The 14,597-nt window shown below is 31.0% G+C and carries 10 protein-coding genes; 2 read left to right on the top strand and 8 right to left on the bottom strand.

Annotated features, from left to right (window positions below; genetic code table 11):
* Window positions 1–6 precede the first annotated feature (6 nt).
* From FHG05_RS15365 to FHG05_RS15380, 4 genes are all read right to left on the bottom strand, one after another.
* Window positions 7–3,045, bottom strand: coding sequence for a PorP/SprF family type IX secretion system membrane protein (locus FHG05_RS15365; protein ID WP_157504282.1), 3,039 nt, complete (start codon window positions 3,043–3,045; stop codon window positions 7–9).
* Between the two features lie 18 nt (window positions 3,046–3,063).
* Window positions 3,064–4,545, bottom strand: a complete 1,482-nt coding sequence (locus tag FHG05_RS15370; protein ID WP_181369185.1) for a T9SS type B sorting domain-containing protein — start codon at window positions 4,543–4,545, stop codon at window positions 3,064–3,066.
* Between the two features lie 194 nt (window positions 4,546–4,739).
* Window positions 4,740–6,011, bottom strand: coding sequence for a hypothetical protein (locus tag FHG05_RS15375; RefSeq protein WP_140998995.1), 1,272 nt, complete (start codon window positions 6,009–6,011; stop codon window positions 4,740–4,742).
* A 37-nt stretch (window positions 6,012–6,048) separates the two neighbouring features.
* Window positions 6,049–6,483, bottom strand: a complete 435-nt coding sequence (locus FHG05_RS15380) for a hypothetical protein (protein WP_140998996.1) — start codon at window positions 6,481–6,483, stop codon at window positions 6,049–6,051.
* A 564-nt stretch (window positions 6,484–7,047) separates the two neighbouring features.
* Between FHG05_RS15380 and FHG05_RS15385 the strand changes: the two genes are divergently transcribed.
* Both FHG05_RS15385 and FHG05_RS15390 read left to right on the top strand, forming a co-directional pair.
* Window positions 7,048–8,196, top strand: coding sequence for a DNA polymerase III subunit (locus tag FHG05_RS15385; RefSeq protein ID WP_140998997.1), 1,149 nt, complete (start codon window positions 7,048–7,050; stop codon window positions 8,194–8,196).
* A gap of 4 nt (window positions 8,197–8,200) precedes the next feature.
* Window positions 8,201–8,584, top strand: a complete 384-nt coding sequence (locus tag FHG05_RS15390) for a DoxX family protein (protein WP_140998998.1) — start codon at window positions 8,201–8,203, stop codon at window positions 8,582–8,584.
* A 1-nt stretch (window position 8,585) separates the two neighbouring features.
* Here the strand turns inward: FHG05_RS15390 and FHG05_RS15395 are convergent, their stop codons facing one another.
* The 4 genes from FHG05_RS15395 to mnmG all read right to left on the bottom strand — a co-directional run bounded on the left by FHG05_RS15395 (window position 8,586) and on the right by mnmG (window position 14,588).
* The gene (locus FHG05_RS15395; protein ID WP_140998999.1) at window positions 8,586–10,856 is read right to left on the bottom strand and encodes a helix-turn-helix domain-containing protein; all 2,271 of its coding nucleotides are present in this window, start codon (window positions 10,854–10,856) and stop codon (window positions 8,586–8,588) included.
* Between the two features lie 90 nt (window positions 10,857–10,946).
* Complete coding sequence (locus FHG05_RS15400; protein WP_140999000.1) at window positions 10,947–11,543, bottom strand: OmpH family outer membrane protein; 597 nt, start codon at window positions 11,541–11,543, stop codon at window positions 10,947–10,949.
* A gap of 224 nt (window positions 11,544–11,767) precedes the next feature.
* A complete protein-coding gene (locus FHG05_RS15405) occupies window positions 11,768–12,634 on the bottom strand; it encodes a class I SAM-dependent methyltransferase (RefSeq protein ID WP_140999001.1) in 867 nt (288 codons plus the stop codon).
* A gap of 76 nt (window positions 12,635–12,710) precedes the next feature.
* Window positions 12,711–14,588 carry a tRNA uridine-5-carboxymethylaminomethyl(34) synthesis enzyme MnmG gene (mnmG, locus tag FHG05_RS15410; RefSeq protein ID WP_140999002.1) on the bottom strand — a complete coding sequence of 626 codons (1,878 nt, stop codon included), beginning with the start codon at window positions 14,586–14,588 and terminating at the stop codon, window positions 12,711–12,713.
* Window positions 14,589–14,597 lie beyond the last annotated feature (9 nt).

Consider the following 14,597-nt stretch of genomic DNA (forward strand, 5'->3'; position numbering starts at 1 on the left):
ATTAACTTATTGTACCTGAACGATTTTCATTTTTTTGTTATATGATTTCGTTCCTCTTTTACTCAATTCCTTAGTTGCACTTCCCAATTCATCGTATTTACCTAAGAACACATAATAGGTTGCATCATAAATATTATAGAATTGATTTACACTTGTACCTCCTTCAGAAACTACTTTTTTAATGAAAGCATCTCTTTGTTTCGTATCTTTAAATTTACCCAGTACCATATAATATCCACTTGCCACATTATTCATTTTTTGAACAATTGGAATATCATTCGTAACTGGTTCATCATCTAATAAGTTTCCGCTCACTTCTTGCCCTTGTGTTTGTCCATTTGAAGCTGAATTCTTAATGTTTTCTAGATTACTTTGATCTTTTTCAATTCTTTGCTGTTCACTATCAAATTGTGCTTTCTTAATTCTTCGTTGCTTTTCTTCTTCTTTAGCATCGCTAATTTGTTTAATTTTTAAGTCCGCCATTTTTTCAAGATCAATATATTTTTGTTTCTTATTTTTCAAATCGTCTAAGACATTTTGATAATAATCATTCAATTGTTTTGTTTCTTCATTATCAAGACCTTTTTCTTTCATTTCATTTAACCTCGCTCTGTTTGCGTTTTCGAAGTCGAAAATTAAATCATCAAAAACTCGCTTGTTAGCAGCAATTTGACTCTTCAGTGCATTTAATTGTGCATTTTGTTGCGTTGTGCTTACGAATTTACTCGCAGGTCCTTTATAATTTGGATCACTTTCTCCAATATAGGCTTTTAAATCTAAATCCCTTTCTTTTACAATCGAATCTAAACTCTTAATTAATTGATCAGATTTTTTAGTTCGTTCATCAATATCACTTTTATAATCGTCAAGTAATTTATTTGAAATATTCAGTTTGCTTTCGATACTAGATATTTTTTCACCTACTGAAAGTTTTGCGTTTGCCGCTTTCTCTCTAGCCAAACGGTCTTGCTCTGCTTTCTCTCTAGCCAAACGGTCTTGCTCCGCTTTCTCTCTAGCCAAACGATCTTGCTCCGCTTTCTCTCTAGCTAAACGATCTTGCTCTGCTTTTTCTCTAGCCAAACGATCTTGCTCCGCTTTCTCTCTAGCCAAACGATCTTGCTCTGCTTTTTCTCTAGCTAATCTATCTTGCTCTGCTTTTTCTCTAGCCAAACGATCTTGCTCTGCTTTTTCTTTAGCCAAACGATCTTGCTCCGCTTTCTCTCTAGCTAAACGATCTTGCTCTGCTTTTTCTTTAGCCAAACGATCTTGCTCCGCTTTCTCTCTAGCTAATCTATCTTGCTCTGCTTTCTCTCTAGCCAAACGATCTTGCTCTGCTTTTTCTCTAGCCAAACGATCTTGCTCTGCTTTTTCTTTAGCTAAACGATCGCGCTCTGCTTTCTCTCTAGCCAAACGATCTTGCTCTGCTTTTTCTCTAGCCAAACGATCTTGCTCTGCTTTTTCTTTAGCCAAACGATCGCGCTCTGCTGCTTCTTTAGCTAACCTATCTCTTTCAGCTTGATCTTTTGCTAATCTTAATTTCTCTGCCTCTTCTTTAGCAATACGGTCTCTTTCTGCTTGTTCTCTTGCTAATCTATCTTTCTCCGCTTTTTCTCTAGCCAAACGATCTTGCTCTGCTTTTTCTTTAGCTAAACGATCTATTTCTGCATTTTCTTTTGCAATTTTATCGTTTTCAGCTTTTTGTCTAGCTAATCTTTCTAATCTATCTTTTTCAGCTTTTTCTTTAGCTAATCTATCTTTCTCTGCTTGAGCTAAGGCAGCTAAACGGTCTCTTTCTGCTTGTTCTTTTGCAAGCCTGTCTTTTTCTGCTTGTGCTAAAGCTGCTAATCTGTCTTTCTCTGCTTGATCTGCTTGAGATAAAGCTGCTAATCTATCCTTTTCTGCTTGTTCTCTAGCCAATCTTTCTTTTTCAGCTTGAGCTAAAGCAGCTAATCTTTCTCTCTCAAGTTGTGCCAAGCGATCGTTTTCTGCTTTTTCTTTTGCCACTCTTTCTCGTTCTGCTTTTGCTTTATCTATACGCTCTTGCTCTAATTTAGCAAAAGTGGTATTGACAGCGCCTTTTTTCTTAGCATTACGTTCTCTTATTTTTTGAGCTCTTTTTCTATAATCAAACGCATTATCATATTCATCAAATCGGTACGAAAGTGAGAATTCATGGCTCGAGCCAAAAAACAAAGAATTATTTATTGATAAATTATAGGCATAACCAATTAAAAATTTATTAGAAATAGCAACACCTACGCCAGCATTTGCTCCATAAAGTGTATTATAACCTGCTTCAACCCAACCCATTTCTTTTTGATCTAACAAAAAGTTTCCTCCGATACCTGTTGCTCCGTTACTACTTTTAACACGCACCATAGTAGATAAATTGGCACCGTCTAAAAGGTTATAATAACTATCTAATTCTTTGGTATACATTACATGACCAGAAAAAGAAGAAGATTTATTCTCTTGAACACTTTCGCTTGTAGTTAAGTTATAAGATATGATATTATCAGCTGCAATACCAATATCAAAACTGTTAAAATTAAGATTGATACCTGGCTTTATAGTGATGATATTAGTAGCACTTAAATTTTCAAATAGAGGTTCCGGTGATTCTGTAATAGCTCTATTAATGTCGATATTACTACTTGAAAAATAAGCGTTTAGTCCAAAAGTAAAATTAGCATCTTTTTGTAAGGGTACATTTAATGCGTAATTTAAAAATCCTCCCGTATTTTTTGAAATTCCAATAGATTGTGAATAACCTCCAATCGCAAATCGAGATTCATTACTTAACCTTCCTTGATAATTAATAAGATATAAAACCGGTGCGTCTTCAAACTTGACCCATTGCCTTTTGTTTACTAAATTTATAGTTGGAGCTATTTCTCTTGCGTAACTAAATGATGGATTAATTAAAAAGCGATTTAATCGTATAGAATTATTTAACGATACATCAAAAGAAGAGTAGGCATTTTCTTGTGAAAAAGCTGCTGTAAAAAAGACACACAAAATTATACTTAGGTACTTATTTTTCAATTGATAGATTTGTAGGGGTTATTTAATTACGGTTAAAATGCCTTCTTTTATTACTTGACTATCTTTTGTCATTTTATAATAAAAGAATGCTTTAGCTTGAAACGCTTCATCTATATTTTCAGGCCACGTATTTTGATAATTTTCAGTAGCAAAAACTTGTTGCCCAGATGAGTTGTATATTTCAAGATTAAGATTGTTTGCACTTGTTAAACTATAAGGAACTTTAAATTTTTCATTTACTCCATCACCATTTGGACTTATTAAATTAGGAATTTCATCCACACTAGGATCAATTACTTCTAAATTTAATTCTATTGTAGAAACACAACCCGAATTTTCAGTCACAATTACTGTATATAAACCTGCTGCGTTAATATTTAACGTGTTAGATGTTTCTGCAAGTACATTTCCATTTAAAAACCATTCGAAAGAAGGTGATATGGCGTCTGTAGTAACTATCGCATCCACATTTCCTCCTAATTCTAATTCATAGGGTGTACCTACATTTAAGGTTGCATTAAAAGTGATGTCTTCCAAAACATAAGCTTCGGATGGAGGCACGCTAATTGTACAAGAACTTCCTCCATTATTCAAAGAAGCTGTGTAAGCACCACCTTGAGTAGCAGTATATGTATTTGTAGTAGCATTTGGAATAACAGTACCATTTAAATACCATGTAATATTAGAACCATTAGCTACTAAATTACCTGAACTATCTTGTAAATATAATTCTACTCCTATGGTTTCACAAACTTCAGTTTCCCCGCTTTGCGAATTAATTTGTAATGAATCACTTGCAGAAGCTACTGTTACTGTAACTTGCACAGAATTTGCAAAAGTATTTGGTGAAGCAGAACTTGAACATACTGGCCCGTAATTTACCTCTACATAATATACCCCAGCTGCACTTACGGTTAAATTTGGTCCCGTTTCATTAGGAATAATATCAAAGTTAGCTCCATTTTTTTTTCTCCAAACGTAAGTCAAATAGGGATAAGCCAATGGTGAAGGATTTGGATTATTGTTTTCTAAAATAGAAATGGTAAAACTTGATCCCGAACAAATAATTACGTTTCCATTAGTTACATTTAATGGAATTTGAGCATTAAAAATAATATCGTATACCGATATTACTTGTGAAGTAGCATTACTTGATAGCGTAGTACTTTTAACACGAACTCTGTAATTGCCATAGGATTGAGCTGGAAAACTAAAAGTAGCTGAATAAGTTCCTGTAGTAGACCCGTTATTCGTTACAAAGGAAATAGTAGGGTTAGAGATTTGAATTCCTTCAGGTGGATTCACAAATCCATCATTTGAAATAAATAATTGAAATTGATTACTTGGACTAAGATTAGCATAATTGCTAACCTGAAAGGTAATTGTAAAGGTAGGATTAGAAGCACTTTGACAATAGTTAACAGGGTCAGCTAAGCCATAATTAGGAACTCTTACATTTTGAATAATAGGAGTTTGAAACAAAAGTTCTTTTGTATTCATTGCAATATTATTCGCATTTGAATTAAACGCAAATAAAACTGAAAAAAACAATAACAATTTAAAGCTTTTAGATCCCATCTCTTATCAAATATTAAATTCGTTTATAATAACCAAACTGTTAAAATTAAAGCGTAACACTTCAATTTTAACAGTTTTAGATTATTCTCTATTTTAATTAGTATATAAACTTATTATTAGTTGATACTACCTATTTTTATTCTAAAATCTGGTGTTTTTGGATTGTTTGCATCAACAAATAAATCTTCAGATTTAAGAACTGAATATCGATTGCCATATGACAACTTACCATAGTAAGATTCTAAATCGTCATTCGTTACTCCACCATTTTCTGAAACAATGTTTTTCTTACAATTATTAATGAAGATTCTTCTTAATTTAATTTTAGACAATCCTTCTTCATCAATTGGAATTTTACCATCCAAAAACAAAGAAGAAGAGAAGCCTGTTACTACACTGTTTTTAAAGTCAAAATAACAATCTTTGTTGATATAAATCGCTTCTTTTACTAATCCATCAGCTACTTTACCATCTGTCTCGTTCACGATAGTAAAGTTATCTAAAGTTACATTTGTACTTGGTTTTGAAAAATCAGTTAAATCTTTGTTGATGAAAGCGTTAATTGTTACCGCTCTGTAATTAGAGCTAGCTGAAAAATAAGGATTTCTAATTGCTAATCCATTGCTAATGTTCGCTATTACTCCTTGTGTAAAGTCAAAATCACTGCTTTTACATCTGTAAGCTACTAATTTAGAAGCTTTAGGATTACCACCTATAAACTTAAAAGCATTTCCATTTGACATACTGACTTGAATTGATTCAAAAACAGTACCTGAACCTACACCAACTAACGTTAATGCATCGTATACAGCATATCTATCTTTTCCTTTTCCAGCAAACTCGATTCTTACGTTTTTCATAACTCCAGAGTTATCTGCAACATTATCACCACCACCAACTACAAAGTTACTTGGAATGCTGCTTTCAATTCTAGACATACTTCCAAAAGTGTTAATCGGAGCATTACCTAAGATAAAAATTCCTCCCCAATCTCCAGCTTTACGTGCATTTACAGGTTTATCTGAAGTAAATACAACAGGATTAATAACTTGTCCTTCTGCAACAATTTTAGAGCCTTTAGTTATGATTAATGCACTGAACTGATCTGAATTTGCTCTGATTACAGTACCTGGCTCAATTTTAAGAGTGGCATTATTGGTAACATATACTTCTCCAACAAGACTATAAGTTTCTAAATTAGTCAAGGTTAAATCTGAAGATATGTTTCCAGTTAAGATTTTTGTTGTTTGAGGGTAATCTTTTCCAACTGGGTTGAAAGATGACCAACCATTTAACCAATTATTACCACCAACAATCCCCCAATTATCTTGAGCTTGTATTGAAAGTCCTGATAGGACTAAAGCAATTAATAAGATAGTTTTTTTCATAACTTTTGATTTTTAGATTTTTTTGTTGCCAAGATTATTACTCAACTTGAACTTGATGAACAAGTTTCAATACTTCTTCATAGAATAAAATGGCGTTAATTATGTTCTTTGTGTCTGAATAAGGTAAAATACCTTTTAAAAACTCAGCATTGTTTGTTAAAAATTCTTCTCTATTCGATTGTTCCGTATCTAACAACTTGATATTTTCTTTTGTTGTTGGAATACCTAAATCGGTAAATGTCACTCCTGATTTACTGGTTACTCCAAAATATTGGATAACACTAAATAAAATTTTAACCCTTTCTAAATACAATGGCATCAATTGTCCCTTTGTCATTGCCTCAAGGTCTTTACGATCATGATAAGTACCGATACCTCTAATATCAATAATTACTTTTTGGCCGTTTTGAGCTACCACATCAACTGATGCAAGTAAAAATAATGCAACTATGCATACGTAAAATTTTCTCATAATAAATTTTGTTAATTTTTCAGTAAATAGGCAAAACAACTACAAATATATGTATTTAAATGTTTTAACAAAATATTTTGATAAAAATGTTGATAAAATTTTTAAAAAAAAAATTATTATAACCATTTTTTATTCATAATTGGGTTTGCCGTTAATTCGATTTTTAATCAATATATCAATTATATATATGCTATTTCAAAATGCGTGCCAAAAATTTTAAAACACTAATTGTCAACTATAATATTTATAAAAAAGTGTCTTTTAAAACTATAAACCTTAACATTTATCCCTTATTTTGTTTGATTAATCTTAGATTAAGTGCAAAATTCTTAGATAATCATCAATAGCCTTTTTTATAAAATTACGAATTAATTTATACAATTGAGATTTTAAACTGTTAAAAAAAGAATGGTGATAACTACTTTTTACCAACTGTAAAAATAAATTTAATTCTATTCAATTAAATTTCAGATTGTTAATAACTTATTTACGAAATAACATTTCAAATAGATTGAAAAATAGATTATTTGAATGATATAATTTTACAATTAGTATATTTGTTTCATGCTTTTTAAAGACGTTTTAGGACAGGATCATATAAAAAATCACTTAACCAAAAGTGTTTCACAAGGAAGAATTCCTCACGCTCAATTATTTGTAGGACCTGAAGGTTCAGGTACATTAGCTATGGCTATTGCGTATGCACAATATATTTTATGTTCTAATACAGGAAATGAGAATGATACAGGGAATGCTAGTTGTAATTTAAAATTTGAAAACTATTCCCATCCCGATTTGCATTTTGTTTTTCCAGTGGCTACAAACGATACTGTAAAATCACATCCTGTAAGTAGTCATTTTTTGCAAGAGTGGCGAACATTTTTGAAAGAAAAGAACTATGGAGGTTTGTTTGATTGGTTTAAATACATTGGTATACAAAACAAACAAGGACAAATAGGAGTAGATGAGGCCTCAGAAATAAACAAGGCATTATCTTTAAAAGCATATGAAGGAGGGTATAAAATTATGCTTATTTGGATGGCTGATAAAATGAATACGGCTGCATCAAATAAATTATTAAAATTATTAGAAGAGCCACCTAATAAAACGCTATTTATTTTAATAACAGAATCCTTAGATGATATTCTTCAAACTATTTTATCGCGTTGTCAAGTTTTAGATTTTATTGGTTTAAGTGAATCTGTGATTGCTAATGCTTTGATAGAAAAAGAAAATTGTGAGGAAAAGCTGGCTCAAAAAATTGCACATCAAAGTGAAGGAAATTATAATAAAGCCTTACATCTACTAAAAAAGGATATGGATGATTTCCCATTTGAAACTTGGTTTATAGAATGGGTTAGAAGTGCTTTTAAGGCCAAAGGAAATGCCACTGCCATACAAGATTTAATCGCTTGGAGTGAAAACATAGCTTCTTTGGGAAGAGAAGTACAAAAACAATTTTTACATTATTGCATCCATTTTTTTAGGCAAGCTTTATTAAGCAATTATCAAGCTACTGATTTAGTTTTTTTTGAACCCAAAGAAAATAATTTTGATTTAAAAAAATTTGCTCCCTTTATAGATGGAAACAATATTACACTTATATTTAACGAGTTAGAACAAGCTATTTACCATATTGAAAGAAATGGAAATAGTAAAATTATATTAACAGATTTGTCAATTAAATTAACCCGTTTATTACATAAAAAATAAGATTATGATTCAAGTTGCCCCTATTTTATTACTATCTTTATTAAGTATTACTTTTTTACAATCTGGTTATGATAAAATAAAAGATTGGAAAGGAAATGTTTCTTGGTTAAAAGGTCATTTTTCAGGAACTATTTTTGCGAATACTGTACCCTTAGCCTTATTCATTATTTTAATATTAGAAATTTTCTCAGGGGTATTGTGTGTTTCTGGAATAATTGAATTATTTTCAAATCAAACCACAGAAGTAGGCTATTATGGTGCTATTTTATCTTGTATCACCTTACTATTTTTGCTTTTTGGACAACGTATTGCTAAAGATTATGATGGAGCAAGAACTATTGTTATTTATTTCATACCTGCAATAATAGCTGTTTATCTATTAGGATAATCTATTTTACTGTTGCTCGATACAATTTTAATTCTTCCCAAGTAAAAGCATCACCTATTTTTTCTTTTATTTGGGATAAACTCTCTCCTTTGTGTGCATTAAAAACATACGCTATTGCTTCAAGACGTTCTTCAGCCATAATTTCATTAATTTGGATGATTTCCATACGAATTAATTTTTCAAAATGATTGAATATTGTAGCTTCAGTGAGCTTTCTTTTTTTAGCAATAGTTGGAATTGAAAGTTGTTCTTTCCACATTTCAAGGGTAATTTCTATAGTGGATTTTTTTTCTTTTTTTACTTTCTTCTTTTCTGATGTATCATAATAACCATCAAAATCATCGTTTAATAAACCATTTTGGTTTTCCATATAATAACGCGATTTCGCTTGATCTAATTTTATAATTCGATATTTTTGTAGCTGTTTGAAATCTAAATTATCTTTTGTAAAATCGCAATTTTCTAAAATTAAGTTTGCTACTTTTTTTGCTTTTAAAAGAGATTTAATCGCAATAAGTGTTTGATCTTCTAATTGATACAGTTCTTTAAAATATACTTTCGCATTCTTTGTTCGTTTAATGATTTCAATTTGAAAAAGGAGTGCTTCATAAAGAGTATCTAACGTTTTAAAAAAATAATGGTAAGCAGCTTCGCATCTTTCTTTAATAAGTTGATTATCAATATTTTCTCTTGTAAATAACGATTGTAATTGTTTTATAAATTTTTCTGATGGACTTTCCAGACCAGCAATGGCTTCCCATTGGGTAGTAACCCATTTTAAATGATTGTTTTTAATGGCTTTTGATTCCAAAGAAGAATAACTATAATAGTGTGTTCGCCATTCTTGAATAAGCTCTTTCAAATTAAAGGCATGGCACAATGATTTACATACAAATTCCTGTTTTTCAATTAAGTAACTATTTTTTAAATCCTCTTCACTAGTTTTATTAGTAGCATAATTTGTAACCGTTTGGTCATTTGTTAGCCCATTCATTAGTAATGGGTTGAGTAAAACTAATCCCTTTAGATTACGTAATCTTGAAAGTGCTACATAGGCTTGACCAGGAGCAAAAACTTGAGAAACATCTAGTACAGCTTTATCAAAAGTTAATCCTTGGCTTTTATGAATGGTAATCGCCCAAGCTAATTTAATGGGATATTGAACAAAAGTTCCCAATACTTCTTCCTCAATTTCTTTCGTGGAAGGATTAACATGAAAACGAATGTTTTGCCATTCATATTTTTCAACTTCAATGGTTTTATTTTCATCAGGAAAATGGACCAAAATTTCTTTTTCAGACAACGAATCTATAATCCCCATTTTACCGTTATAATATTGTTTATCAATATTTAAGTCATTCTTGACAAACATTATTTGAGCCCCAACTTTAAGTTCTAAATACCCTTCTATGGGGTATATTTTATCAGGAAATTCTCCTGTAATTTCTGGTAAATAAGTAAACTTCTTTTCAGATAAGTCATCTAAAGCTTCTTGATTAATTTTAGTAGCTTTACTACTATGAGTAGTTAAAGAAATATATCCTTTATGCTTTTTTGGATTAAAAGAAGGTTGTATATATTGATTTAAAAGTTTTTGGTGTTCGGGGGTAATTGTATTATTTCGCAGATTGTTAAGTAAATCAATAAAAATAGGGTCGGATTGTCTAAAAATAGTATCAAGTTCAATATATAATGGGGGAAAATGTTGCATAACATGAGCGTTAAAGAAAAACATCCCTACATAATAATTTTTTAAAACGTGCCATTCATCAGATTTAACTACTGGAGGTAGTTGTAATAAATCTCCAATAAAAAGTACTTGAACACCACCAAAAGGATCGTTATTTTTTCTTGTTATTCTCAACATTAAATCCATAGCATCCAGTACATCTGCTCGCAACATAGATACTTCATCAATCACTAATAATTCTAAATTTTTTATGACTGCTTTTTTTATCGCATTCATTTTAAAATGCCGTGCTAATGATGTTCTGTTTTCAATTTTTAATATTGAATTGACAGGGGAAATTTCTTTAGAATCAGGAATAAAGGTTGCAAAAGGAAGTTGAAACATTGAATGAATCGTAACACCATTTGCGTTTAATGCAGCAATACCAGTTGGAGCCACAACAACAGTATTTTTATGTGTTATCTGTAAAATTTCTTTCAACAACGTGGTTTTACCAGTTCCGGCTTTACCAGTTAGAAAGATAGATTTGTTGGTATTGTTTATGTATTGAATCGTGTATTGCGCTTGTACAGATAGTTTCATTTTGGCATATATTAAAAAAACAAATATAAAGAAATGGTTATCAATAAAAAAGCCCCTTGATAAGGGGCTTTCTTAAATAAATATAAATTATTATTTTTCTTCTTCTTTTTTATCAGACTTATCGGTTTCTTCCTCTTTTTTATCCGTTCCACCGTTTTTAGCATTAAACTCATCGTTTAATTGTTTTAATACTTTTTCTGTAATATCATATGGCTCTTTAGCAAATAGGATAGTAGCTGCATCACCTGTACCGTAAATGTAATCGTATCCTTCTTTTTTTCCATAACCTTTGATATAATCTTTTAACTCTTTAACAATAGAAGTTCTGATGCTATCACTTTCCATTTGAATTTGTCTTAATAAAGCATCTTGTTCCATTGAAAGTTCTTGTTCTCTTTGTTGCAATTCAGCTCCTTTTTGTTGTGCCCAAGCCATACCTTTAATTTGAGCATTTCTTTGAAAGCCCGAAGCTTCAGTTTGAAAAGCTTTTAGTTTAGCTTCCAATGGTCTACCCATTTCTTGAGATTTAACTTTGAATTTTTCATCTTCATCCTTAAACTTTGCATAATCCTGAATTAATTTTGCAGTGTCTATATATGCTGTTTTAAAACTTTCATTTTTATCCTCTTTTTTATCACAAGAAATAAGTGCAATCGCAACTCCTAAAATCAATAAGGCTTTTTTCATTTTTTAATTTGTATTTGCTTTTAAATTATATTTTGAAATTTTTCGTAAAAATAGTAATTCCTTATGAAGTACCAAATTCTATGGTTTTTTTAATCATAAGTAAAATTTATGGCTTTTGAATTAAGTTATAGGTAAAAATTATACAAAATAAAGTATTTTAAAGCGATTTAAGACACTTTCTTTTTGGGTTAAATAGTTTTTACATGTAGCTAACTATTCTTTAATTAGTTCTCTTTATAGTCATTTTGTTGAGTTTTTAAGATATAAATATGAGATGAAAATTCATTTTTAAAAATACCTACCATATTTGAGAACAATCCGATGCAAAAACCTTTAAAAAAGTTCATTTTCCCTGACTTATATTTTTCAGATAAAAGTGAAACATAAAAACTATCAAACCACATGGGTTTCACGTGAAACAATTTGATATTTTCTTTATAAAATATTTTTTGGATTGCAGTTTTAGAAAAATGCCAAAGATGACGCGGTACATCATAAGCAGCCCAAAATTCCTTATAATGTTTAGCATCATACGATTTGAAATTGGGAACAGCTATTATAATGGTTCCATTTGGTTTTATAAGTCGCTTTAATTCTTTAATTTGTTTCTCCAAATTAGGTACATGCTCTAAAACATGCCACATCGTTATCACATCGAATGAACTATTGGGTAAATCCTCTAAAGTTTCGGCTAAAATAATATTTTTATTCAATGCAATTTGTCTCGCTTTTTCGTTAGGTTCAAAACCCATTATTTTCCAACCTTGTAATTTTGATTCCACTAGAAAATCACCTGTACCAGATCCAATATCTAAAATAGCTCCTTTGTTAGCAAATTTTGAAATTAATTTAACTTTATTTCGAATTGCCCTTTTTTTAACCAATTGATATAGCTTTTCAAACAAAGAACGTGAACTATCAGTGTGAGAAATATAATCATCACTATCGTAATAGGAACCTAATTTTTCAATTGAAGGTTGGGGTGTAGTTTTTAATAATTGTAATTCCGAATCTAATTGTAAAGAAAAAGATTCTCCAGAAACAGAAAAATCTTTTACATGAATATAGGTCTGATTTTCGTTAAAATTCATTTTTAAAATTCTATAAATAAATAAAAATATTTGAGTTAAAATGTTTCACGTGAAACATTTTAACTCAAATATAAAATTATCTTCCCATATGAATTAGTAAGACGGATATATCACTTGGTGAAACTCCACTAATTCGTGAAGCTTGAGCAATAGTTTTAGGTCTAATTTTATTCAATTTTTGTTTTGCTTCAATAGAAATAGATTTGATTTTATTAAAATCAAAGTTTTCTGGAATAATGGCATCTTCTAAACGATTTAGTTTATCTGCGTGATTTTTTTCCTTTTCTATGTAACCTGAATATTTAACTTGTATTTCTGCCTGTTCTATAATTTCATTATCTAAAGCATGCTCTTGAATATAAGATTTTACTTTTTCAAATTTAACGATGTCTTCTAAGTCAATCTGAGGTCTCGAAAACACCTTGAACATTTTATCAGGTTGCACCATTGGGCTGGATCCTTTTTCTTCTAAAATAGGATTTGCTTCTTCAGGCTTTAAACTAGTCTCCTTAAAAAAATTTACCATTGCTTCAGATTTAGACAATTTCTCTTCCATACGAATTAATCGTTCCTCTTTTGCTAATCCAATTGCATATGCTTTTGGCGTTAATCGAATATCCGCATTATCCTGACGCAATAAAGTTCTATATTCAGCTCTTGAAGTAAACATACGATAGGGCTCTTCTGTTCCTTTCGTAATTAAATCATCTATAAGCACTCCTATATAAGCTTCATTTCTTTTTAATATAAAAGGATCACGTTCTTGCACTTTTAAAGCAGCATTTATTCCTGCCATTAGTCCTTGGGAAGCCGCTTCTTCATATCCTGTAGTTCCATTAATTTGTCCTGCAAAATACAAACCACTTACTAATTTGGTTTCTAAGGTGTGTTGCAATTGTGTAGGAGGGAAGTAATCATATTCGATGGCATAACCTGCTCTAAAAAACTTTACATTTTCAAAACCAGCTATAGATCGCATGGCTTTAAATTGAACATCTTCTGGCAAGGACGTAGAAAAACCATTGACGTAAACTTCCACGGTATTCCAACCTTCTGGTTCCACAAACAATTGATGACGTTCTTTATCAGCAAAACGATTAATTTTATCTTCTATTGAAGGGCAATACCTTGGTCCAATACTTTTGATTCGTCCATTAAACATTGGACTACGATCAAAACCTTCACGGAGTAAATCATGTACTTCATTTGAAGTATATGTCATCCAACAAGATTTTTGAACAGCTAACGGCTTCGTTAAACTTGTATAAGAAAATTTATCTGGAAATACATCTCCAGGTTGTTCAATCATTTTTGAATAATCTAAAGAACGACCATCAACACGTGGTGGAGTTCCTGTTTTCATTCTACCTGATTCAAAACCGAGTTGTATTAAATCTTCCGTAATTCCAAATGAAGCACTTTCTCCTGCACGGCCTCCTCCAAATTGTTTATCACCAATATGAATAAGTCCGTTTAAAAAAGTACCATTAGTTAAGATAACCGTTTTAGATTTTATCTCAATACCTAATGCTGTTTTTACACCAATCAACCTTCCGTTATCTGTAATAATACCAGAAACCATTTCTTGATAAAAATCCAAATTGGGAGTCTGCTCTAAAAGCAAACGCCATTCCTCAGCAAAACGCATTCGGTCACTTTGAACTCTTGGAGACCACATTGCAGGTCCTTTAGATTTATTAAGCATCTTAAATTGAATAGCTGTTCTATCCGATACAATACCGGAATAACCACCTAACGCATCAATTTCTCTAACAATTTGCCCTTTGGCAATTCCACCCATTGCAGGGTTACAAGACATTTGTGCAATATTTTGTAAACTCATTGTAATAAGTAGAGTAGAGCAACCCATGTTTGCTGCAGCTGCAGCTGCTTCACAACCAGCATGCCCACCACCAACAACTATAACATCATATTTATCTTGAAATAAACTCATTTTGTGTTA

It is taken from the genome of Flavobacterium profundi (genome assembly GCF_006491645.1).
In the GTDB taxonomy this organism is placed as follows: Bacteria; Bacteroidota; Bacteroidia; order Flavobacteriales; family Flavobacteriaceae; genus Flavobacterium; species Flavobacterium profundi.

What these genes read in the sequence shown, in the direction of transcription:
- FHG05_RS15370 (WP_181369185.1), bottom strand. Translation starts at nt 4,545, where the DNA reads ATGAATACAAAAGAACTTTTGTTTCAAACTCCTATTATTCAAAATGTA.
- FHG05_RS15375 (WP_140998995.1), bottom strand. Translation starts at nt 6,011, where the DNA reads ATGAAAAAAACTATCTTATTAATTGCTTTAGTCCTATCAGGACTTTCA.
- FHG05_RS15380 (WP_140998996.1), bottom strand. Translation starts at nt 6,483, where the DNA reads ATGAGAAAATTTTACGTATGCATAGTTGCATTATTTTTACTTGCATCA.
- FHG05_RS15385 (WP_140998997.1), top strand. Translation starts at nt 7,048, where the DNA reads ATGCTTTTTAAAGACGTTTTAGGACAGGATCATATAAAAAATCACTTA.
- FHG05_RS15390 (WP_140998998.1), top strand. Translation starts at nt 8,201, where the DNA reads ATGATTCAAGTTGCCCCTATTTTATTACTATCTTTATTAAGTATTACT.
- FHG05_RS15395 (WP_140998999.1), bottom strand. Translation starts at nt 10,856, where the DNA reads ATGAAACTATCTGTACAAGCGCAATACACGATTCAATACATAAACAAT.
- FHG05_RS15400 (WP_140999000.1), bottom strand. Translation starts at nt 11,543, where the DNA reads ATGAAAAAAGCCTTATTGATTTTAGGAGTTGCGATTGCACTTATTTCT.
- FHG05_RS15405 (WP_140999001.1), bottom strand. Translation starts at nt 12,634, where the DNA reads ATGAATTTTAACGAAAATCAGACCTATATTCATGTAAAAGATTTTTCT.
- mnmG (WP_140999002.1), bottom strand. Translation starts at nt 14,588, where the DNA reads ATGAGTTTATTTCAAGATAAATATGATGTTATAGTTGTTGGTGGTGGG.